Here is a 20,996-nt window from a genome sequence, read left to right as displayed (position 1 = left end):
GCGTGCTGGACGGGGTCAGGCGTAGACCCCGTCCAGCCACTGCTGCCAGGCGAGTTCGTTCGCCTTGGCGTCGGCGTCCGGGGCGAAGTCGTGGACGCTGATGCCCACGGGGGCACCCCAGTGGTTGCGGCCGAAGAAGCGGATCAGGGCGCCCTCGGTGCGCAGCCCGATGAAGTACGCGTTGCGGAAGTCCAGCACGGCGTCCAGGGGCCGCCCGCCGGGACCCCGGACGCTGACGGCGGCTCCCTCGGCGGCGTCCTCGGGCAGGCCGAGGGCCCCGGCGACGGCGGTGAAGGCGTCGGCCGCGGTGGAGGCCTCGGGGCCGTTCAGGGTCGCGAAGGTTACCGGGCGCGGCGCGAAGTGGGTCAGGTACTCGCGCAGGGTGTGCAGATAGAAGTCGGTGTGCTTGCTCGCGCCGTCGTACTGGTTGTCCCAGTCGTCGACGAAGATGCCGCTGTGCACGTACCGCACCCAGGCGCGACGGCCCTCGTCGCGCGGCTCGATGGTGTGGTCGAGCTGGTTGAGGGTCTGCTGGGAGATGCCCTCCACGTCCTCGACACGGTTGGTGTAGCGATGGGGCGGGTCCCAGGCGACGATCTCGGAGCCGAAGGGTCCCTTGCCGCCCTCCCGGGGCTCCGGGGGCTCCATCGGCCACAGATACCCTCCGGTGCCGCGGGTGATCGCCTCCCACACTTCCTCCGGAGTGGCGTCGACCTCGAACTCGCGGGCGATCTCGAATTCCTTGGACATGGTGGCTCCTGCGCGAAGTGAGTGGTTCAGTCGGTGAGTTCGGCGGCCGGGGATGCGGTGGACCCGGACTCGGGCCCGGCGGCCTGCTCTTTGAGCGCGGGATGGACGGCGACGACGATCCGGTGGTCACGGCCGCTCTCGGCATCCGGGGCGTCGTACTTGTGGATCAGGGCGCTGACGCCCGCCGTCAGCTCCTGGATGAACGCGGCGCGGTCGGCGGCCGAGGCGAAGCGGACCTCGCCGTCCAGCGCGTACGTCGCGAGCCGCTTTTGGGCCTTGGTGGCGCCGGTGATCAGCGAGCCGACGTCCCGCACCAGCCGCGCGCCGAGGGCGAGCAGCCATCGGGCGGAGAGCTGGTCGCGGAAGCGGTCCGGGTCCGGCTGCACGGCGGCCAGCGCCAAGGGGCTGATCACATACGAGGCGGCGGTGGCCTGCATCAACCGCTCGGTGACATTGCCCTTGCGGCGCTCGCCGGCCAGTTCGACGAGGCCGTGCCGTTCCAGGGCCTTCAGGTGGTAGTTCACCTTCTGCCGGGGCAGTCCGATCCGGCCGGCCAGCATGGCGGCCGACGCGGGCCCGGCCGCCAGCTCGGCCAGCAGCCGGGCCCGCACGGGGTCCAGTGATACGGCTGCGGCTTCGGCGTCCTCGATCACGGTCACGTCCAGCATGGCTCCACCCTCCCACCGAAAACTTTTTTTGTCCAGACGGTCAAAGTTTTCGGTAGATGGATGCAGGCGATGCCGGGACGCGTACTGCCGGGAGGGAGGAGGACGGCCGACGAGGGCTTCACGGAGGGCCCGGGCTGTCCTACTGCGCTTTCGGGCCCCGCTTCTCCAGGCGTGCCAGCTGGCTCTGGAACCAGTCGAGCCGCGCCTGGAGCAGGGCCGCCTCGGCGACCAGCTCCGGGAGGCCGAGGTCGGCGGGGCGGCTCGCCACGCCCTGGCCGGCCCGCACCCGCAGCCCCTCTCCGGCGAGCCGCGCGAACGCGGCGAGCGACACCGAGATACGGCCGCGCACGCACCTGACGCATGCCGACCGGAGCACGCGCCAGCCCGGGAGTCCCCAGCCGGCGTCGGCCAGAGCGGCAGCCGCCCCGCCGCACGCGCACGAGCCCACCGTCATGGACCGCACCCGCTGGCGCGCGTACCGGAAGCCGCGCTCGAAGCGGATGTACGCGCCGAGCACGGAGACCTCCAGCAGCACGGCCGCCCGGTGCTCCCCGGCGCACAACAGAGCCTCGGCCTCCGCCCGGTCGTGCACACAGTGGAAGCCGCAGTCGCAGCGGCGGTGCGGCGCACGGTGCCGCAGCCCGTACACACACCGGGCCTCGTCGAGGGCTCCGTAGGGCAGCGCGCCCCCCAGGGACACACCGGTGAACCCCGCCCTGGTGCCGTCCTGGGACAGCACCGGGTGGGCGATCTTGTATCCGGTCGGCGGCTCCGTCGGGCGTTCCTCGGGGAGCCGCAGTCTCATCGGGCGGCCGGAACCTCTTCGGGAACGGACGCCGCGGGGTCCTCGACGACCTCGGTGACCTTCAGGCCCGACTCTTCCTCCGGCGCCTCCGGGCGCTCCTCCGCGACCCCGGTGGCGAGTGCCTTGCCCAGCCTCATGACGCCTCCCGCTGTTGGTTACCGTCCCGCCCATGGTGACCCATTGAGTCCGGTTTGGCACCAGTGCGTGGCACTCCGCGCCGCTCCCCGCCCCCCTGGCTCCTCCGTTGGGTGCGGGGGGAAACATCAGCATCCCTAACCCATACCAAGTAGGAAATTTAAGTAGACCTTCACGATCGGCGCCTCGACACTGCTCCCATGACTGCTCCCATGACGACGACAGCCTCCGCGCCCCCGCCCTTCGGCCGTGCCCTGTGCGCCATGGTCACGCCGTTCACCGAGGAGGGATCGCTCGATCTCGACGGGGCCCAGCGGCTCGCCGACCGGCTGGTGACCGAGGGGTGCGACGGACTGGTGCTGAACGGGACGACGGGCGAGTCTCCGACCACGACGGACGCCGAGAAGTCGGCCCTCATCGTGGCCGTCCGGGAGGCGGTCGGCGACCGGGCGTCCCTCGTGGCGGGCGTGGGCACCTTCGACACCCGGCACACCGTGGAACTGGCGCGGGAGGCCGAGAAGGCGGGTGCGGACGGCCTGCTGGTGGTCAGCCCGTACTACAGCAAGCCCCCCCAGGACGCCCTCGCATGGCATTTCCGTCAGGTCGCGGACGCATCGGGACTGCCACTCGCGCTGTACGACATCCCCGGCCGCACCGGGACCCGCATCGAGCCCGACACGGTGATCCGTCTCGCGGAACATCCCAGGATCGTGGCCGTCAAGGACTGTTCCCACGACTTCCTCGGCATCCAGAAGGTGCTCTGCCGGACGGACCTGGCCTGCTACGCCGGCTGCGACGAGCACAATCTCGCGCTGTACGCGGTGGGCGGCGCGGGCTACGTCAGCACGGTGGCGAACGTCGCCCCGCACCGGATGCGATCCGTGCTGGACGCGTTCGACGCGGGCGACACCGCGGGGGCCGCCCGGTTGCAGCAGCGGGTCCTCCCGCTCATCGAGGCGATGATGGCGGCGAACCTGCCCGGCACGGTCACGGCCAAGGCACTGCTCGGCGCCCTCGGTCTGCCCGCGGGCCCGGTCCGCGCACCGCTGCGGCCCGCCGGCCGCGAGGCGCTCGACGGGCTGCGGACGGCGTACGAGCGGCTCATGACCGGCTGATCAGCGCTGGGCGAGCACGGGTGTCCAGGGGCCGGGCGCGAGACCACCGCCAGCGCGCCGACCGCCGGGCGGGACGACCTTGCCGCTGTGCGGGGACGGGCGCTGTGCAGGGTGACCAGGCCGGTGCCGTACGGTGGCCGCGTGGACCGGCCCCTGCTCTTCCTCGACGTCGACGGCCCGCTGAACCCATGGGCGGCCCAGCCGGAGCGGCGCCCCGCGGGCTATACGACGATCACAGTCGCCCTGCATCCGGGGCGGGCCCTGCGCGTGTGGCTGAATCCCGAGCACGGCCCCGCGCTGCTGGCCCTGGGGTTCGACCTGTGTTGGGCAAGTACGTGGATGGACGCCGCGAACCGCTGGATCGGCCCGGTCATCGGCCTGCCGGAGCTGCCCTACGTCGACTTCGGCGCGGGCCTGTTCGCGCTGCGCCCGGACGCAGTGCACTGGAAGACCGCGGCGATCGTGGCGTACGCCGGGGGCCGCCCCTTCGCCTGGGTGGACGACGAACAGACCCCGGCGGACGAGGAGTACGTCGCCGCCCACCACCCGGGGCGGGCGCTGCTACACCACGTGAACCCGCGGCTCGGCCTGCGCCCGGACGACTTCACCGCACTGACGCAGTTCGCGACCTCCGTGACGACATGAACGAGCGCCCCGCCACGAGAGGTGGCGGAGCGCTCGTCGGACTGCCCGCGTCAGGTGTGCGTGCGCACGGCCTGGTTCGGGCCGTGCCAGTTGCGGCTGTTCTGAATGAGACGCAGGTCAGGGACTCGACTCGCCCGTGGGCCGTTTCGGGGCAGTCATCGGCGCTGTCCGGGTTGCGGAGGACCCGGTCGACGGCGGCCCGGGCACGCCTGGTATGGCCTTTATCTGCCGAACGACAGGAACTGTGCCGCCAAGGAAGCCGACGTCCTCACCTTCAAGTGCGGTCGGCGGATGGGGTGCCCTCCCCCAACAGCGGAAGGGCACCCAAGGGCTGTCAGCGGTGACCGTCGCGGCCGTGGCTCCAGTCGTGCCGGTCGCCCCACCCGTGGCCGCCCCAGCGGCGGTCGCCCCAGCGGTGGTCGCCCCAGCGGTGGTCGCCCCAGCGGTGGTCGCCCCAGCCGTGGTTGCCCCCGCGGTGGTGGCCCCAGCGGCCCTCGCGGTCGCCGCGCCCGTAGTCATCATGGTCGTGATCACGGTCGTGCGTGGCATGAGACACCACCGAGGGTGCATAGGTCGCGGCACTGGCACCAGTGGCTCCGCCCAGCAGGACGGCGGCCGCGACGCCCAGCGCGGCGGCAAAACGGGAAACCCGCATTCCGTGCTCCTTTCACGGCAGGTGCCTGATGCGCCCGCCTGGTCGAACACGTCAATGTTTACAGCCGAACTGTCACATTGAGTCAGAATTCTGACCAAAGACACCTTTTGCAATGGTGTGTGTTGAGTCAGGAACCGGCGCCAGGCGTGTCGGCGTCAGGCGCGCGCACGGGAACCGGAGACCCGCTCCCCGATGCCCCTTCCGCCGCGTGTGCCGAAGTCGGCGCGCACAGGTCCGGGCATGCCACTCGGCGGGAGGAGTCCCGTCCCACACAACGTAGGCGGCACCGCTGCGAACAGCGGCCAGGGCGGCCACGGACGCCTCGTCGACACCGTCCAACAACCGCACCAGCAGATGCCGTTCAACAGTCACCCCGCCGGGATCTGCTGTACAGCCTCGAAGTACCGCAACCGCGTGTCTGACATCCACGGCTGAAATCAACGACACCCGCACGGGGGCGCACAGCGATGCTCCTGCCCGGCCGTCATGCCAGTCGACGGCCGCAGCCGGAGGCAGGCACGGACCGAACTCCTAATGCGGTGCTCACGCACGAGCGCCCTCCCCCGGGCCGTCCTGGGGCCGTGAAAGGGCGCTCGATGGTGACCAACGCCGACAACTGCTGACGGCTCGGCAGGAGGTCAGGACATTGATCCACAACGCGGCCGCAGGTCGCGGCCGCCGGTGATCAGTTGTGGCTGTGCAGGATCTCGTTCAGGCCGCCCCAGACCGCGTTGTTCGGCCGGGCCTCGACCGCGCCCGTGACCGAGTTGCGGCGGAAGAGGATGTTGGAGGCGCCGGAGAGTTCGCGGGCCTTGACGATCTGGCCGTCGGGCATGGTCACCCGTGTGCCGGCGGTGACGTACAGGCCGGCCTCCACGACGCACTCGTCGCCGAGGGCGATGCCGACGCCCGCCTCCGCGCCGATCAGGCAGCGCTCGCCGATGGAGATGATCACGTTGCCGCCGCCGGAGAGCGTGCCCATGGTGGAGGCGCCGCCGCCGATGTCCGAGCCGTCGCCGACCACGACGCCCGCGGAGATGCGGCCCTCGACCATCGAGGTGCCGAGCGTCCCGGCGTTGAAGTTCACAAAGCCCTCGTGCATGACGGTCGTGCCCTCGGCGAGGTGGGCGCCGAGGCGCACCCGGTCGGCGTCGGCGATACGGACGCCCTTCGGGACGACGTAGTCCGTCATGCGCGGGAACTTGTCGATGGAGGTCACCTGGAGGTGGAGGCCCTCGGCGCGGGCGTTCAGGCGCACCTTCTCGATGTCGTCGACGGCGACGGGGCCGAGCGAGGTCCAGGCGACGTTGGCGAGGAAGCCGAACATGCCGTCCAGGCTCTGGCCATGGGGCTTGACCAGACGGTGCGAGAGCAGGTGCAGGCGCAGGTAGACGTCGTGCGCGTCGATCGGCTTGTCGTCGACGGACGCGATGACCGTGCGGACCGCGACCACTTCGACGCCCCGGCGGGCGTCCGGGCCGACCGCCTTCGCGGCGCCTTCGCCGAGCAGTTCCACGGCACGCTCGGGGGACAGCCGCTCGGTGCCGGACGGGCCGGGCTCGGTGGCCAGTTCGGGAGCGGGGAACCACGTGTCGAGGACGGTACCGTCGGCGGCGATGGTGGCGAGGCCGGCGGCCACGGCACCGGTGGTGCGGGGAGCAGTCGTGTCGGTCATGAGGGAAACCTAACGTGGCAAGGGGCGCCCGGGCGAACCCGTGAACGAGCCGTCTCATGTGCCGGGCGTCCGTGCGGCCGGACGCACGGAACACCCGGTCAGGGAAGTAGCCGCGCCAGTGTCTCCCTGGCGTACTCCTCGTCGTAGGGCGCCCCCGTCAGCAGCACTTGCAGACAGATCCCGTCCATCAGCGCGAGCAGCGCCCGTGCGGTGACCGGGTCGGTGCGCCGGGTCAGCCGCTCGGCGGTCTCCCGCGTCCACTCGGCGGCGACCGGGCGCAGGACGGGGCGCCGCAGGGCCGCGAGATACAGCTCGTACTCGAGCTCGACCCCCGTGCGGTCCCCGCCCAGCCACTCGCCCAGGACCCGGGCGAGGTGACCGGCGACGTCACCGCCGGTGTCCTCCAGCAGTCCGCTCGCGGCGAGCACCTCGGCGAAGCCCTCGCCTGCCTGCCTGAGCGCGGCGACCGTCAGCTCGTCGAGGGTCGCGAAGTGGTACGTCGTGGAGCCGAGCGGTACGTCCGCCTCGGCCGCGACGGAGCGGTGGCTCAGTCCGGCCAGGCCCTTCTTCCCCACCACCCGGATCGCCGCGTCCACGATGCGCTGCCGCCGCTCGGGGTCGTAGCGCCGGGGCATCAGTGAGCACCTCCCAGGTTCAGGACCACCACACCGCCGACGATCAGCACGATCCCGGCGATCTTGGCAAGGCCCAGGCCCTCGCCGAAGAGGACCAGTCCGATCGCGGCGACGGTCGCGGTGCCGACCCCCGACCAGATCGCATAGGCCGTGCCGATCGACACGGTTTTGAGAGTCCGTGCGAGCAGCGTGAAGGAGACGACGTAGCCGAGGAGCGTCAGCAGGGAGGGCCCCAGCCTGCTGAAGCCCTCGCTGTACTTCATGGCGGTGGTGGCGACGACTTCCGCGGCGATGGCCCCCGCGAGGAACGCGTATCCCATATGGACGAGCGTACGCATCGATGTGTACACCTGTACACAAGCGGTCCGCCGCCCTTCCGCGTGCCCCCGGCCGGGTCGGCCGCGGCCGCGCTGAGGGGCCCGGCGGACCGGCTCGGCTTCTCGCTGCCCGCCGCCGCCGTGGCGGCGCCGAGCGCGAAGAGCGGCATGGCCTCCGCCTGCGACGTCGCGTCGCAGAGACAGCGCACGAGAAACGGCGACGCCCGTCGGGCGTCGCCGTTTCCTCACAGCCGGGGAAGGCCAGGGGTCTCAGACGTTGAAGCCGAGCGCCCGCAGCTGCTCGCGGCCATCGTCCGTGATCTTGTCGGGACCCCACGGCGGCATCCAGACCCAGTTGATCCGCAGCTCGCTCACGAGACCGTCCGTGGCGGACTTGGCCTGGTCCTCGATGACGTCCGTCAGCGGGCAGGCCGCGGAGGTCAGGGTCATGTCGACGGTGGCGATGTTCGCCGCCTCGTCGATGTGGATGCCGTAGATCAGGCCGAGGTTGACGACGTCGATGCCCAGCTCGGGGTCGACGACGTCCATCAGGGCCTCGCGGAGCTCCTCCTCCGAGGCCGGCTTCATCTCCACGGTGTCGCTCATGCCGTCTTCCTTTCGGCGTCGGCTCCGCCCAGCGCCTGGGCCGTCGCGTCCTTCCACGCCATCCAGCTCAGGAGGGCGCACTTGACCCGTGCCGGGTACTTGGAGACACCCGCGAACGCGACCGCGTCCTCCAGGATGTCCTCCATCGCGTCGTCGGGCTCGATCTTGCCCTTGGACTGCATCAGCTCCAGGAAGGTCTCCTGGACCTTCTGCGCCTCGGCCAGGTCCTTGCCGACGAGGAGTTCGTTCAGCACGGAGGCCGAGGCCTGGCTGATGGAGCAGCCCTGGCCCTCGTACGAGACGTCCTTGATCGTCGTACCGTCGTACTTCACGCGCAGCGTGATCTCGTCGCCGCAGGTCGGATTCACGTGGTGCACCTCGGCGTCGCCATCCCGAAGACCACGCCCGTGCGGGTTCTTGTAGTGGTCCAGGATGACTTCCTGGTACATCGAGTCCAGCTTCACGGTCTCAGCTCACGCCCTTCAGCCGAAGAAGTTCCGTACGTGCTCCAGCCCCTCGACCAGTGCGTCGATCTCGGTCGGCGTGGAGTACAGATAGAAGGACGCTCGCGTGGTCGCAGGAATTCCGTAGCGGAGGCACACGGGCCGCGCGCAGTGGTGACCCACGCGCACCGCGATGCCCTGCTCGTCGAGGACCTGGCCCACGTCGTGGGGGTGGATGTCGCCGAGCGTGAAGGAGATCGCCGCGCCCCGCTCCTCGGCCGTGGTGGGGCCGATGATCTTCAAGTCGGGCACCTCGCCCAGCCGCTTCACCGCGTACTCGGTGAGCGCGTGCTCATGGGCGAGGATCTTGTCCATGCCGATCGAGGTCAGGTAGTCGATCGCAGCGCCCAGACCGACCGCCTGGGCGATCGGCGGGGTGCCCGCCTCGAACTTGTGCGGGGCGGGAGCGTACGTCGACGAGTGCATCGACACCGTCTCGATCATCTCGCCGCCGCCGAGGAACGGAGGAAGGTCCTCCAGCAGCTCCTGGCGGCCCCAGAGGACGCCGATACCCGTCGGACCGCACATCTTGTGGCCGGTGAAGGCCACGAAGTCGGCCTGGAGGGCCTGGACGTCCAGCGGCATGTGCGGTGCGGCCTGGGAGGCGTCGACACAGACCAGCGCGCCGACTTCCTGCGCCCGGCGGACTATCGCCTCGACCGGGTTGACCGTGCCGAGGATGTTGGACACCAGCACGAAGGAGACGATCTTCGTCTTCTCCGTGATGATCTCGTCGATGTTCGACAGGTCGAGCCGGCCGTCGTCGGTGAGGCCGAACCACTTCAGCTTCGCGCCCGTGCGCTGCGCGAGCAGCTGCCACGGCACGATGTTGGAGTGGTGCTCCATCTCCGTGATGACGATCTCGGTGTCGTGGTCCACCCGGTAGGGCTCGTCGGCCCAGCCCAGCATGTTCGCCACGAGGTTGAGCGACTCGGAGGCGTTCTTGGTGAAGATGACCTCGTCGCGGCTCGGCGCGTTGATGAACTCGGCGACCTTGTCACGCGCGCCCTCGTACAGCGCCGTGGCCTCCTCGGCGAGCACATGCACACCGCGGTGGACGTTGGCGTTGTAGCGCTCGTAGTACTCGCTGAGGACGTCCAGCACCTGGCGCGGCTTCTGCGAGGTCGCCGCGTTGTCCAGGTACACGAGCTTCTTGCCGTCGTGGACCAGACGGTCCAGAACGGGGAAGTCCTTGCGGATCGCCTCGGTGTCGAGGAGGCCCGGCAGCTGTGTCACGCGGATGCGCCACCCTTCACGTATGCCTCGTAGCCCTCGTTCTCCAGCTTGTCCGCGAGCTCCGGGCCACCGGACTCGACGATCCGGCCGTTGGCGAACACATGGACGTGGTCGGGCTTGATGTAGCGCAGGATGCGCGTGTAGTGCGTGATCAGCATGGTGCCGACCTCGCCGGTCTCGCGGACACGGTTGACGCCCTCGGAGACGATGCGCAGCGCGTCGACGTCCAGGCCGGAGTCCGTCTCGTCGAGGATCGCGATCTTCGGCTTGAGCAGCTCAAGCTGGAGGATCTCGTGGCGCTTCTTCTCACCGCCGGAGAAGCCCTCGTTCACGTTGCGCTCGGCGAAGGAGGGGTCGATGTGGAGACGCTCCATGGTCTCCTTGACCTCCTTCACCCAGGTGCGCAGCTTGGGGGCCTCGCCGCGGATCGCGGTGGCGGAGGTGCGCAGGAAGTTGGAGACGGAGACGCCGGGGACCTCGACCGGGTACTGCATCGCCAGGAACAGGCCCGCGCGGGCGCGCTCGTCGACGGACATCTCCAGGACGTCCTCGCCGTCGAGCAGCACGGCGCCGCTGGTGATCGTGTACTTCGGGTGACCCGCGAGGGAGTAGGCGAGGGTCGACTTGCCCGAGCCGTTGGGGCCCATGATGGCGTGCGTCTCGCCCTGCTTCACGGTGAGGTCGACGCCCTTGAGGATTTCCTTCGTGGCGTTGTCGGCCTCGACGGTGACGTGCAGGTCTCGGATTTCAAGCGTTGCCATGGGTGCCTCAGGACTCCTGGGTGAGGGAGACGAGCACATCGTCCCCTTCGATCTTTACGGGGTATACGGGGACGGGGCGCGTCGCGGGAAGGGCGTCGGGCTTGCCGGAACGGAGGTCGAAGCGCGAGCCGTGCAGCCAGCACTCGATGTGGCAGTCGTCGACCTCGCCCTCGGACAGGGAGACGTTCGCGTGCGAGCAGATGTCGTTGATCGCGAACACCTCGCCCTCGGTCTTCACGACGGAGATCGGCGTGCCGTCGACTTCCACCCGCCTCGGGGTGTCCTCCTCCAGCTCGCTCAGGCCACAGACGCGTACGAACTTCGACGAGTCAGTCATGCGACCGACGCCTCCAGCTCCTCTTCGATCTTGGCGATCAGCCGCTCCTCGATGTCCGCGACACCGATCTGCTGTACCAGCTCGGCGAAGAAGCCGCGGACCACCAGACGGCGGGCCTCGTGCTCCGGGATACCGCGGGCCATCAGGTAGAAGAGCTGCTCGTCGTCGAAGCGGCCGGTGGCGCTGGCGTGGCCGGCGCCGACGATCTCGCCGGTCTCGATCTCCAGGTTGGGGACCGAGTCGACGCGGGCGCCGTCCGTCAGCACGAGGTTGCGGTTCATCTCATACGTGTCCGTGCCCTCGGCCTTGGCCTCGATGAGCACGTCACCGATCCACACGGCGTGCGCGTTGTCGCCCTGGAGCGCGCCCTTGTAGGCGACGTTCGACTTGCAGTGCGGGGTGTTGTGGGTGACCAGCAGGCGGTGCTCCTGGTGCTGGCCGGCGTCGGTGAAGTACAGGCCGTACAGCTCCGCCTCGCCGCCGGAACCGGCGTACGTCACGCGCGGGTGCAGGCGGACCACGTCGCCGCCGAAGGTCACGACCACGGACTTGAAGGAGGCGTCCCGGCCGACCAGCGCGTTGTGCTGGGCCACGTGGACGGCCTTGTCGTCCCAGTCCTGGACCGAGACGACGGTCAGCTTGGCGCCGTCACCGAGGATGTAGTCGACATTGGCGGCGAGCACCGCGTCACCGGTGTGGTCGATGACCACGACGGCCTCGGCGAAGGTGCCCAGCTCGACCACCTGGTGACCGAAGGCGGTCCCGCCCTCGCCGTGCACCGCGATGCGGATCGGCTCGGTGAGGACGGTCTCCTTAGGGACGGTCACGACCGAGGCCTTCTCGAAGGCGGAGTACGCCTGGGCGGCGACGCGGTCCACGGGGGTGCCCGCCTTGCCGAGGCGCGCGTCGTCACGGCCGACGGCCTCGACGATGACACCCTCCGGGGCCTGGACGTCGACCTTCACGCCGTCACCGTTCGCGACGGCGGTGCCGTCGTGCAGGCCGCGCAGGCGCTCCAGCGGGGTGAACCGCCACTCCTCCTCACGGCCGTGCGGCACCGGGAAGTCCGCCACGTCGAAGGAGGGGGGCGCGCTCATGCGCGAGACGACGGTCGACTCCGCGGCGACCGCGATCGAGCCCGCGGTGGTCGACCCCAGCGGTGGGGGTCCCCCCGCTCGAACGGAGTTGGGAGTGGGGGAGTTGGGGGCCTCAGCCATGGCTGTCGTTGTGCTCTCTTCCTACGTCGATTCTGCGTGCTGCTTCGGGGCGGACCGGTGACTAACCGACCGCGCCCTCCATCTGCAGCTCGATCAGCCGGTTGAGCTCCAGCGCGTACTCCATGGGCAGCTCCTTGGCGATCGGCTCGACGAAGCCGCGCACGATCATCGCCATCGCCTCTTCCTCGGACAGGCCACGGCTCATCAGGTAGAAGAGCTGGTCCTCGGAGACCTTGGAGACGGTGGCCTCGTGGCCCATGGAGACGTCGTCCTCACGGACGTCCACGTACGGGTACGTGTCCGACCGGGAGATCGTGTCGACGAGCAGGGCGTCGCAGAGCACGTTCGACTTGGCGCCCGAGGCACCCTCGCCGATCTCGATGAGACCACGGTAGGAGGTACGGCCGCCACCGCGCGCCACCGACTTGGAGACGATGTTGGACGAGGTGTTCGGCGCCATGTGGACCATCTTGGCGCCCGCGTCCTGGTGCTGGCCCTCGCCGGCGAAGGCGATGGAGAGCGTCTCGCCCTTGGCGTGCTCGCCCATGAGGTAGACGGCGGGGTACTTCATCGTCACCTTGGAGCCGATGTTGCCGTCGATCCACTCCATGGTCGCGCCCTCGTAGGCCACGGCGCGCTTGGTGACCAGGTTGTAGACGTTGTTCGACCAGTTCTGGATGGTCGTGTAGCGGCAGCGGGCGTTCTTCTTGACGATGATCTCGACGACCGCGGAGTGCAGCGAGTCCGACTTGTAGATCGGGGCCGTGCATCCCTCGACGTAGTGCACGTAGGCACCCTCGTCGACGATGATCAGGGTCCGCTCGAACTGGCCCATGTTCTCCGTGTTGATGCGGAAGTAGGCCTGGAGCGGGATCTCCACGTGCACGCCCTTCGGCACGTAGATGAAGGAGCCACCCGACCACACGGCGGTGTTCAGCGCGGCGAACTTGTTGTCACCGGCCGGGATGACCGTGCCGAAGTACTCCTTGAAGAGCTCCGGGTGCTCCTTGAGCGCGGTGTCGGTGTCGAGGAAGATGACGCCCTGCTCCTCCAGGTCCTCGCGGATCTGGTGGTAGACGACCTCCGACTCGTACTGGGCCGCCACACCGGCCACGAGGCGCTGCTTCTCCGCCTCGGGGATGCCGAGCTTGTCGTACGTGTTCTTGATGTCCTCGGGCAGGTCCTCCCAGGACTCCGCCTGCTTCTCCGTGGAGCGCACGAAGTACTTGATGTTGTCGAAGTCGATGCCCGACAGGTCCGAGCCCCAGTTCGGCATGGGCTTCTTCTCGAAGAGCCGCAGACCCTTGAGGCGCAGCTTGGTCATCCACTCCGGCTCGGACTTCTTGCCCGAGATGTCACGGACGACGGCTTCGCTCAGACCGCGCTTCGCCGCGGCACCGGCCTCGTCCGAGTCGGCCCAGCCGTATTCGTACTTGCCCAGGCCCTCGAGTTCGGGGTGGGCAGTCTCCGTGGGGAGAGTCATGCGGGGTTCCTCCCGGCCGTGCTGGCAGATGCGTTGTGGGTGGTCTCGGAAATCTTTGAGGCTTTGGTCGCCCGGGGCGCTTTGGGGATGAACGTCGTACAGACGCCGTCGCCGTGCGCGATCGTCGCCAGTCGCTGCACATGCGTGCCGAGCAGCTCGGAGAAGATCTCCGTCTCGACCTCGCACAGCTGAGGGAACTTCTCCGCGACGTGGGCGACCGGGCAGTGGTGCTGGCAGAGCTGTTCGCCGACCGGTGCGCTGCGCGCCGTAGCAGCGTACCCGTCCGCGCTCAGGGCCTTGGCCAGTGCTTCGGTCCGCTGATCGGGGTCGGCGGCCTCGATGGCCCGGCGGTAGGCGGTCGCCTGCTCGGTGATCCTGGCGCGCGCGAAGGCGACGACGGCCTCGTCCCCGCCGAACTGCTCCCTGATCCAGCGCAGCGCGTCCGCGGCGAGCTTGTCGTACGACTGGTCGAAGGCGTCCCGGCCGCAGTCGGTGAGCGCGAAGACCTTGGCGGGGCGGCCTCGCGTACGCGCGCCGTACACGCGCTGCTCACGCGGCTGGACGACGTCGTCCGCGACCAGGGCGTCCAGGTGGCGCCGTACGGCCGCCTGAGTGAGTCCCAGCCTTCCGGCCAGCTCGGCGACGGTCGACGGGCCGTGGTCCAGGATGGATCGCGCGACCCGGTTGCGCGTGGAGCGCTCCCCGGTCGCGAGTTCCTCCTGAGGAGTGCCCGTGGGGGCCTCCCGAGCCTCGCCGACGTTTTTCACAACGCCATTGTTGCGTAATTCCTCGGAGCCTGACAAGCGCCGCCCGAACGGGCCGCCGGTGCGGTGCATCACTTAGGCATACCTAAGCTGACCTGCGTGAACGATCTCCGATCGATCAAATCGGTGGCAGTCCGAAGTGGCCTCCGGAAGACTTCCGGACCGTGCCCACACCCCCTCCCACCGGCCCTCTTGTCACCCGGGACACGGTGGTCACCCAGCTGCGCACGCTCGGCGTCGAACCCGGCGAGACGCTCCTCGTGCACTCCTCGCTCAGCGCGCTCGGCTGGGTCTGCGGAGGCGCCGTCGCGGTCGTCGCAGCACTCCTCGACGCGCTCGGACCGGACGGCACGCTGGTCGTTCCCAGCCAGTCGGGTGACCTCTCGGACCCGGCGTTGTGGGCCCGTCCGCCGGTACCCGAGGAATGGTGGGACACGATCCGCGCCACGATGCCCGCCTACGACCCGCTCGTCACCCCCTCGCGCGGAGTCGGCGTGATACCCGAGACCGTCCGCAGATGGCCGGGGGCCCTGCGCAGCGCGCATCCGCAGACCTCGTTCGCGGCCGTCGGAGCGCGGGCGGCGGATGTCGTCGCCGGACACGCCACCGACTGCCGCCTCGGCGAGCGGAGCCCGCTGGCCCGACTGGAGGCGATGGCCGCCCGGGTCCTCCTGCTGGGCACGGGCTACGACACGTGCACGAGCTTCCATCTGGCCGAGTACCGGATCCCGTCCTCCCTGGTCCGGGTGGGTCGCCCCGGACCGGACGGCTGGGAGGTGGTGACCGAGGTCTCGATCACCTCCGAGCGGTTCGACGAGCTGGGCCGCGACTTCGAGCGGGACCGTCCGGTGGTCCGCGGGACGGTGGGCGCGGCAGAGGCACGGCTCTTCCCCGTGGCGGACGCGGTGGGCTACGCGCAAAGGTGGCTGGCCGTGCACCGGCCACGCGACGAGTAGTTTTCGGACCCCCCGGTCCGGAGTCCGGCGCGGCTACCTAGACTCTGCCCATGCGAAGTGAGCCGGTCATCCAGGTGCAGTCCCTGGTGAAGCGGTACGGCACGAAGACCGCGGTGAACGGCCTCGACCTGGTGGCCCGGCCGGGTGTCACCGCCGTACTCGGACCCAACGGGGCGGGCAAGACGACCACTGTCGAGACCTGCGAGGGGTACCGCAAGCCGGACTCCGGAACGGTGCGGGTCCTTGGCCTCGACCCGGTCCGCGAGGCCGCCGCGCTGCGGCCCCGCATCGGCGTGATGCTCCAGTCCGGCGGCGTCTACGCAGGCGCCCGCGCCGACGAGATGCTCCGCCACATCGCGAAGCTGCACGCACACCCCCTGGATGTGGACGCGCTCATCGAGCGGCTCGGTCTCGGCAGCTGCGGACGGACGACGTACCGGCGGCTGTCGGGCGGCCAGCAGCAGCGGCTCGCGCTCGCGATGGCCGTGGTGGGCCGCCCGGAACTGGTCTTCCTCGACGAGCCCACCGCCGGCCTGGACCCGCAGGCCCGCCGGGCCACCTGGGACCTCGTGCGCGATCTGCGATCCGACGGCGTCTCCGTGATCCTGACGACCCACTTCATGGACGAGGCCGAGCAGCTCGCCGACGACGTCGCGATCATCGACGCCGGCCGGGTCATCGCCCAGGGCTCCCCGGAGGAGCTGTGCCGCGGCGGCGCGGAGAACACGCTGCGCTTCACCGGCCGCCCGGGCCTCGATGTCGGGTCCCTGCTCAAGGCCCTCCCGGCGGACTGCACGGCGGCGGAGCTGACGCCGGGTGCGTACCGCGTCGTCGGCAAGGTCGACCCGCAGCTGCTCGCCACGGTCACCTCCTGGTGTGCCCAGCACGGAGTGATGCCGGACCGGATCTCCGTCGAACGGCACACCCTCGAGGACGTCTTCCTGGAGCTGACCGGTAAGGAGTTGCGCTCATGACGGCGGCACGCGCGGCCTTCGGCCGGGGGTCCGGGGGTCGTCCCCCGGGAGAACACAGCCTGGAGCCGACCGGTAAGGAGTTGCGCTCATGACGGCGGCACGCGCGGCCTTCGGCCGGGGGTCCGGGGGTCGTCCCCCGGGAGAACACAGCCTGGAGCCGACCGGTAAGGAGTCGCAGTCATGACCGCCGTCGGCACGTACACGCCCAAGCCCGGCGCCGCGCCGCTGCCGCGGATGATCGCCGCGCAGGCCGCGCTCGAGACGAGGATGCTGCTGCGCAACGGCGAGCAGCTGCTCCTGACGGTCGTCATCCCGACGCTGCTGCTGGTCCTCTTCAGCTCCGTCGACGTCGTGGACACCGGCGCAGGCAAGGCCGTCGACTTCCTCGCCCCCGGCGTCCTCGCGCTCGCCGTGATGTCGACCGCGTTCACGGGGCAGGCCATCGCGACGGGGTTCGAGCGCCGGTACGGCGTACTGAAGCGGCTCGGCGCCTCGCCGCTGCCCCGCTGGGGGCTGATGACCGCAAAGACGGCCTCCGTCCTGGTGACCGAGGTCCTTCAGGTGGTCCTGCTGACGGTCATCGCCTTCGCGCTGGGCTGGTCGCCGCACGGCAATCCCTTCGCCGTGCTGTTGCTGCTGCTCCTCGGTACAGCGGCCTTCTCCGGGCTCGGCCTGCTGATGGCGGGCACGCTGAAGGCGGAGGCGACCCTGGCCGCCGCCAACCTGGTCTTCCTGCTGCTGCTCGTCGGCGGTGGGGTGATCGTGCCGCTGGACAAGTTCCCCTCCGGGGCCCAGGACGTGCTGGGAGTGCTCCCGATCTCCGCCCTGTCGGACGGCCTGCGGGAGGTGCTCCAGCACGGGGCGGGCACGCCGTGGGGCGACCTGGGCATCCTCGCCGTGTGGGCCGTCGCCGGGCTGGCCGCGGCCGGCCGGTTCTTCCGCTGGGAGTGACGCCCGGAGGCGGTGGGCGGTGATGCGCCCGCTCCCGCGGGCGCACCCCTAGTGAAAGCGTGCACAAGCGGCCCCCTACGATGAGGGGCGTGCCAAACGTGACCCGCGCCGATGCCGTAGCGGCCGTGCGCAACCCGCTCGCCTTCATCGCCGCACGCTGGACCCCGAAGCCCGGGACGGTCCGGCGGGCGGCGCTCGCCGCGCTCGTCATGTCGGTGGTCATCGTGGTCACCGGCGGTGCCGTACGCCTGACCGGCTCCGGGCTCGGCTGCCCGACCTGGCCGCAGTGCACGGACGACTCGCTGACCACGACCAGCGCCATGGGCGTGCACGGGGCCATCGAGTTCGGCAACCGCATGCTGACGTACGTGCTGTGCGCGGCGGTCGGCTGGGCGATCGTCGCCGCCCGCTCCCGCAAGCCGTGGCGACGGGACCTCACCCGGCTCGGCTGGGCGCAGTTCTGGATCGTCATGAGCAACGCGGTCCTCGGCGGCATCGTGGTCCTCGTCGGTCTCAACCCGTACACCGTCGCCGCTCACTTCCTGCTCTCCACCGCCCTGATCACGGTTGCCGCGGTCATGTGGCAGCGCACCCGGGAGGGAGAGGGGGAGCCCCGCCCGCTGGTCGGCAAGGCCGTGCAGCAGCTGGTGTGGTTCCTCGTGGTCGCCGCGGTCCTGCTGATCGCGGTGGGCACGGTGGTCACGGGCGCGGGCCCGCACGCGGGCGACTCACGGGAGGTCGCGCGCATCGATGTCGACTGGGAGTCCGTCGCCAAGCTGCACGCGGTGCTGGCCTGGATCGTGGTGACGCTGACCTTCGCGCTGTGGTTCGTCCTCAAGGCGGTGGACGCGCCCAAGGGGCCGCTGCACCGGGCCCGTGATCTGTTCCTGATCCTGCTGGGCCAAGGCGTGATCGGCTATGTGCAGTACTTCACGCATCTCCCCGAGCTGCTGGTGGGGCTGCACATGTTCGGGTCCTGCCTGGTGTGGATCGGGGTGCTGCGGGTGCTGCTGTCGCTGCGCGAGCGCCCCGAGGTGACGGCGGGTCTTCCGGGCCCCTCGGCAAAGTCCGCGCTCACGGCGGCGTGACCCGGGGGCCCGGGAGCCGTTCCACACTCGCTGCTGTGGCCCCACCACTGGCGCGCGAACCGGCACGTCCGGCTGTACACCCCGCCTGACGCGCGCACGGGTCACGTCAGCCCGTACACCCGCCGGGCGTTCCCCGCCGCGACCATCCCCGCCACCCGCTGCGCGTCCTCCAGCGACCAGGCGCCCTCGGAGACCCACCCGCCGAGCACCCGGGAGAGTGCCTCGCGGAACAGGCGGGCGCCGATCAGATGCAGCTCGGGCAGGCCGTGGGCACCGCTGGAGAAGAGGAGTTTGCCGAAGGGGGCCAGTTCCAGGAGTTCCGCGAGGACGGCGGCGGCACGGGCGCCCGTGCGGGCGAGGGCTGCACCCAGGTCGGCGTACACATGCGGGAACACCCCGGCCAGATGCGCCGCGTGCCGGTGGTACGGATAGCCGTGCAGCAGCACCAGGTCCGTGCCGAGTCCGGCCGTGGCACGTACGAAGTCGGTGAGCAGGACCGGGTCGGTGCGGTCGATGCGCAGGCCCGGCTCGCCGAGGCCCGCGTGGAGCTGGAGGGGGCGGCCCGAGGCCACCGCGCTCCACAGCAGATGGCGGAGCAGGACCGGGTCCGACAGGGCGCCGCCCACCCGGCGCCCCGCGAGCCAGCGGCCGGCGGCGCCCCGCACCTCCCCCGGCCCCGGCGGCTCCGGCGCGAGCGCCAGACCGTGCCGTACGCCCGCCAGGGACGTGAACGCCACCGCATGCGCCGCCGCCCCGTGGATCGACTCGGCGAGATTGGCGAGAAATGCCTCGACCGTGCCGGAGGTGTCGGCCACTTGTTCGGCAAGCAGCTCCAGACGGACGATCTCGTGCGCCTCGGCGTCCCCCGCGGAGGCCATCTCGGGGGGCCCGGTCAGATCGCCGGGCAGCCCGGTGTCGACGAGATAGGTGGTGATGCCGCTGCCCCGCAGCAGTCTGCGGCCTGCCTCCAGGACGCCGAGTTCGCGGCGCCGGGCGAGGTAGCGGGCGGGCGGGCAGTGCGGCTCCAGGCCGAGCAGCGGCGGACACCAGCGGCGTACGGCGAAACCGGTCTGGGTGTCGAAGAGGGTGGTGCCGGCGGCGGGCGGGCCCTCGGTGCGCGCGAGGTGGGCCTCGAACGTGCCGAGGCCCAGCTCGGTACGGAGCACGCCGTGGCAGTACTGGTCCACCAGGGACGGCGTTTCGATCATCCGGACTCCCCGCGACTGGACCGTGCCTCCTAAGGTCCTAACGGGTGAACCGGCGTGAGGTGTTGCTCTCAGGCGGTGCGCTTGCCGCCCACCTGGATTCCCGCCATCCGCGTCCACTCGTACGGGCCGGTCTTCACCTTGCCCGCGAACTCACCGTCGAAGGTCTCGTGGACGGTGATTCCGGCCTTCTGCACCGCCTTCTCGGCGATGTCGTACGTCGGTGCGACGAGGTCGCCCCAGCCGCCGTCCTCGCCGACGAGCACGATCCGGGCGCCGCGCTCCCCGATGTACGCCACCTGGCCCTCGGCACCGCCGTGCGCCTTGGCGAAGGCGTCGATCTCCTTGGCGAGCCGGGCCGCCCTGCGCTCGGCCTTGGCGGCCCGCTTGGCGTCGGTGGCCTCGTCAACCTGCTGCGTGTCTGCCATAGCCAGGATGCTACCGACGGGTAGATCAAACGGCGACGGGAGGGGTGCGTGGCCTTGGCCACGCACCCCTCCCGTCGGTTGTCCGCAGCAGGCGCTAGCGCAGGAACGGATCCACGGCGACCGCGACGAACAGCAGCGAGACGTAGGTGATGGACCAGTGGAACAGCCGCATCTCCTTCAGCTTCACGCCCGTCGCCTCCGCCTTCGCGCGGTTCTGGAGCGCGTGCGCCTCCCACAGCCACCAGCCGCCGGCCGCGAGGGCGACCGCCGTGTAGAACCATCCCGTGTAGCCGAGCGGGGTGAGCAGCAGCGAGACCGCGACCATCACCCAGCTGTAGATCACGATCTGCCGGGCGACCACCTTGTTGGAGGCGATGACCGGCAGCATCGGCACGCCCACGCGCGCGTAGTCCTCCTTCACCTTCATGGACAGCGGCCAGTAGTGCGGCGGCGTCCAGAAGAACATGACGAGGAAGAGGATGACCGGCGCCCACGAAAGCGAGTCGGTGACGGATGACCAGCCGATGAGAACCGGGAGACAGCCCGCGATGCCGCCCCAGACGATGTTCTGCGACGTACGCCTTTTGAGGATCATCGTGTAGACGACGACGTAGAAGAGCAGCGCTCCGAGCGACAGCCACGCGGACAGCCAGTTGACGGTGAAACCGAACAGCAGCGTCGAGACGACCGCCAGCGTGATGCCGAAGGCCAGGCACTCACGGGGGCTGACCATGCCGGTCACCAGGGGACGCTGGGACGTGCGCTCCATGAGCGCGTCGATGTCACGGTCGATGTACATGTTCAGCGCGTTGGCGCCGCCCGCGGAGAGATAGCCGCCGATGCAGGTGAGCAGCACAAGTCTCAGGCTCGGCACGCCCTGCTGGGCGAGGAACATCACCGGGACGGTGGTGATCAGCAGCAGCTCGATGATCCGCGGCTTGGTCAGCGCCACGAACGCCTTGACACGGGCCCCAAACGGCCGCTGGCCCCGGCTGCTGCTCACTTCGAGCACTCCCGGCGGACGGGATTCGACGGCCGTCACGTACACCCCTGACAGAGACATCCCAGCGAGCCCGGCTGTGAAGTA

25 protein-coding genes are annotated in these 20,996 nt (G+C 70.2%); 6 read left to right on the top strand and 19 right to left on the bottom strand.

The features are described 5' to 3' along the window. Positions 1-15: 15 nt before the first annotated feature. The 4 genes from ABZ823_RS12870 to ABZ823_RS12855 all read right to left on the bottom strand — a co-directional run bounded on the left by ABZ823_RS12870 (position 16) and on the right by ABZ823_RS12855 (position 2,360). A complete protein-coding gene (locus tag ABZ823_RS12870) occupies positions 16-750 on the bottom strand; it encodes an SRPBCC domain-containing protein (protein ID WP_361657895.1) in 735 nt (244 codons plus the stop codon). Positions 751-776: 26 nt separating this feature from the next. Next, on the bottom strand, positions 777-1,418 hold the full coding sequence (locus tag ABZ823_RS12865; protein ID WP_361657892.1) for a helix-turn-helix domain-containing protein: 642 nt from the start codon (positions 1,416-1,418) through the stop codon (positions 777-779). A gap of 139 nt (positions 1,419-1,557) precedes the next feature. Beyond that, entirely contained in the window at positions 1,558-2,223 is a 666-nt protein-coding gene (locus ABZ823_RS12860) for a hypothetical protein (protein WP_361657890.1), read from the bottom strand. Further along, on the bottom strand, positions 2,220-2,360 hold the full coding sequence (locus ABZ823_RS12855; RefSeq protein WP_361657887.1) for a hypothetical protein: 141 nt from the start codon (positions 2,358-2,360) through the stop codon (positions 2,220-2,222). Before ABZ823_RS12855 ends, ABZ823_RS12860 begins: the two co-directional genes overlap by 4 nt. Positions 2,361-2,570: 210 nt before the next feature. On the opposite strand from ABZ823_RS12855, the gene dapA reads away from it, so the two are divergent. Both dapA and ABZ823_RS12845 read left to right on the top strand, forming a co-directional pair. Beyond that, complete coding sequence (gene dapA, locus ABZ823_RS12850; protein WP_361657884.1) at positions 2,571-3,473, top strand: 4-hydroxy-tetrahydrodipicolinate synthase; 903 nt, start codon at positions 2,571-2,573, stop codon at positions 3,471-3,473. A gap of 141 nt (positions 3,474-3,614) precedes the next feature. Further along, positions 3,615-4,118: a hypothetical protein gene (locus ABZ823_RS12845; RefSeq protein ID WP_361657881.1), complete on the top strand. Its 504-nt coding sequence runs from the start codon at positions 3,615-3,617 to the stop codon at positions 4,116-4,118. A 334-nt stretch (positions 4,119-4,452) separates the two neighbouring features. Here ABZ823_RS12845 and ABZ823_RS12840 read toward each other — a convergent pair whose 3' ends face one another. The 12 genes from ABZ823_RS12840 to ABZ823_RS12785 all read right to left on the bottom strand — a co-directional run bounded on the left by ABZ823_RS12840 (position 4,453) and on the right by ABZ823_RS12785 (position 14,310). Next, positions 4,453-4,773: a hypothetical protein gene (locus tag ABZ823_RS12840; RefSeq protein ID WP_361657878.1), complete on the bottom strand. Its 321-nt coding sequence runs from the start codon at positions 4,771-4,773 to the stop codon at positions 4,453-4,455. Between the two features lie 685 nt (positions 4,774-5,458). Next, positions 5,459-6,448: a 2,3,4,5-tetrahydropyridine-2,6-dicarboxylate N-succinyltransferase gene (gene dapD / locus ABZ823_RS12835; protein WP_361657875.1), complete on the bottom strand. Its 990-nt coding sequence runs from the start codon at positions 6,446-6,448 to the stop codon at positions 5,459-5,461. 98 nt (positions 6,449-6,546) lie between these two features. Next, the gene (locus tag ABZ823_RS12830; RefSeq protein ID WP_361657872.1) at positions 6,547-7,083 is read right to left on the bottom strand and encodes a TetR family transcriptional regulator; all 537 of its coding nucleotides are present in this window, start codon (positions 7,081-7,083) and stop codon (positions 6,547-6,549) included. Continuing rightward, positions 7,083-7,403 carry a multidrug efflux SMR transporter gene (locus tag ABZ823_RS12825; protein WP_361658207.1) on the bottom strand — a complete coding sequence of 107 codons (321 nt, stop codon included), beginning with the start codon at positions 7,401-7,403 and terminating at the stop codon, positions 7,083-7,085. The genes ABZ823_RS12830 and ABZ823_RS12825 overlap by 1 nt, the downstream gene beginning before the upstream one ends. A 267-nt stretch (positions 7,404-7,670) precedes the next feature. Beyond that, entirely contained in the window at positions 7,671-8,006 is a 336-nt protein-coding gene (locus ABZ823_RS12820) for a metal-sulfur cluster assembly factor (RefSeq protein WP_234516749.1), read from the bottom strand. After that, positions 8,003-8,470 (bottom strand): Fe-S cluster assembly sulfur transfer protein SufU, encoded by a 468-nt coding sequence (sufU, locus tag ABZ823_RS12815; protein WP_361657869.1) that lies wholly within the window; start codon positions 8,468-8,470, stop codon positions 8,003-8,005. The genes ABZ823_RS12820 and sufU overlap by 4 nt, the downstream gene beginning before the upstream one ends. Before the next feature lie 18 nt (positions 8,471-8,488). Continuing rightward, the gene (locus ABZ823_RS12810) at positions 8,489-9,745 is read right to left on the bottom strand and encodes a cysteine desulfurase (protein WP_361657866.1); all 1,257 of its coding nucleotides are present in this window, start codon (positions 9,743-9,745) and stop codon (positions 8,489-8,491) included. Further along, positions 9,742-10,506, bottom strand: coding sequence for a Fe-S cluster assembly ATPase SufC (gene sufC / locus ABZ823_RS12805; protein ID WP_361657863.1), 765 nt, complete (start codon positions 10,504-10,506; stop codon positions 9,742-9,744). Before sufC ends, ABZ823_RS12810 begins: the two co-directional genes overlap by 4 nt. Before the next feature lie 7 nt (positions 10,507-10,513). Next, positions 10,514-10,843 (bottom strand): non-heme iron oxygenase ferredoxin subunit, encoded by a 330-nt coding sequence (locus ABZ823_RS12800; protein WP_361657860.1) that lies wholly within the window; start codon positions 10,841-10,843, stop codon positions 10,514-10,516. Next, positions 10,840-12,060: a Fe-S cluster assembly protein SufD gene (gene sufD / locus ABZ823_RS12795; RefSeq protein WP_361657857.1), complete on the bottom strand. Its 1,221-nt coding sequence runs from the start codon at positions 12,058-12,060 to the stop codon at positions 10,840-10,842. Before sufD ends, ABZ823_RS12800 begins: the two co-directional genes overlap by 4 nt. A gap of 61 nt (positions 12,061-12,121) precedes the next feature. After that, entirely contained in the window at positions 12,122-13,543 is a 1,422-nt protein-coding gene (gene sufB, locus ABZ823_RS12790; RefSeq protein ID WP_361657855.1) for a Fe-S cluster assembly protein SufB, read from the bottom strand. After that, positions 13,540-14,310: a metalloregulator ArsR/SmtB family transcription factor gene (locus tag ABZ823_RS12785; protein ID WP_361657853.1), complete on the bottom strand. Its 771-nt coding sequence runs from the start codon at positions 14,308-14,310 to the stop codon at positions 13,540-13,542. The genes sufB and ABZ823_RS12785 overlap by 4 nt, the downstream gene beginning before the upstream one ends. Positions 14,311-14,471: 161 nt before the next feature. On the opposite strand from ABZ823_RS12785, the gene ABZ823_RS12780 reads away from it, so the two are divergent. From ABZ823_RS12780 to ABZ823_RS12765, 4 genes are all read left to right on the top strand, one after another. After that, the gene (locus ABZ823_RS12780; protein WP_361657850.1) at positions 14,472-15,263 is read left to right on the top strand and encodes an AAC(3) family N-acetyltransferase; all 792 of its coding nucleotides are present in this window, start codon (positions 14,472-14,474) and stop codon (positions 15,261-15,263) included. A 50-nt stretch (positions 15,264-15,313) separates the two neighbouring features. After that, a complete protein-coding gene (locus ABZ823_RS12775) occupies positions 15,314-16,237 on the top strand; it encodes an ABC transporter ATP-binding protein (RefSeq protein WP_361657847.1) in 924 nt (307 codons plus the stop codon). Positions 16,238-16,417: 180 nt separating this feature from the next. Continuing rightward, entirely contained in the window at positions 16,418-17,188 is a 771-nt protein-coding gene (locus ABZ823_RS12770) for an ABC transporter permease (protein WP_361657844.1), read from the top strand. Positions 17,189-17,268: 80 nt separating this feature from the next. Next, complete coding sequence (locus ABZ823_RS12765; protein WP_361657841.1) at positions 17,269-18,276, top strand: COX15/CtaA family protein; 1,008 nt, start codon at positions 17,269-17,271, stop codon at positions 18,274-18,276. Between the two features lie 101 nt (positions 18,277-18,377). On the opposite strand, the gene ABZ823_RS12760 is transcribed toward ABZ823_RS12765, so the two are convergent. From ABZ823_RS12760 to ABZ823_RS12750, 3 genes are all read right to left on the bottom strand, one after another. Next, entirely contained in the window at positions 18,378-19,484 is a 1,107-nt protein-coding gene (locus ABZ823_RS12760) for an amidohydrolase family protein (RefSeq protein ID WP_361657838.1), read from the bottom strand. Positions 19,485-19,552: 68 nt separating this feature from the next. Continuing rightward, positions 19,553-19,909, bottom strand: a complete 357-nt coding sequence (locus ABZ823_RS12755; RefSeq protein WP_361657835.1) for a hypothetical protein — start codon at positions 19,907-19,909, stop codon at positions 19,553-19,555. Positions 19,910-20,003: 94 nt separating this feature from the next. Further along, entirely contained in the window at positions 20,004-20,957 is a 954-nt protein-coding gene (locus tag ABZ823_RS12750; protein WP_361658204.1) for a heme o synthase, read from the bottom strand. Between the last annotated feature and the right edge of the window lie 39 nt (positions 20,958-20,996).

It is taken from the genome of Streptomyces sp. NPDC047079, assembly GCF_040643755.1.
Taxonomy (GTDB): Bacteria; Actinomycetota; Actinomycetes; order Streptomycetales; family Streptomycetaceae; genus Streptomyces.
This window is presented reverse-complemented; position numbering and strand designations above follow the sequence as displayed.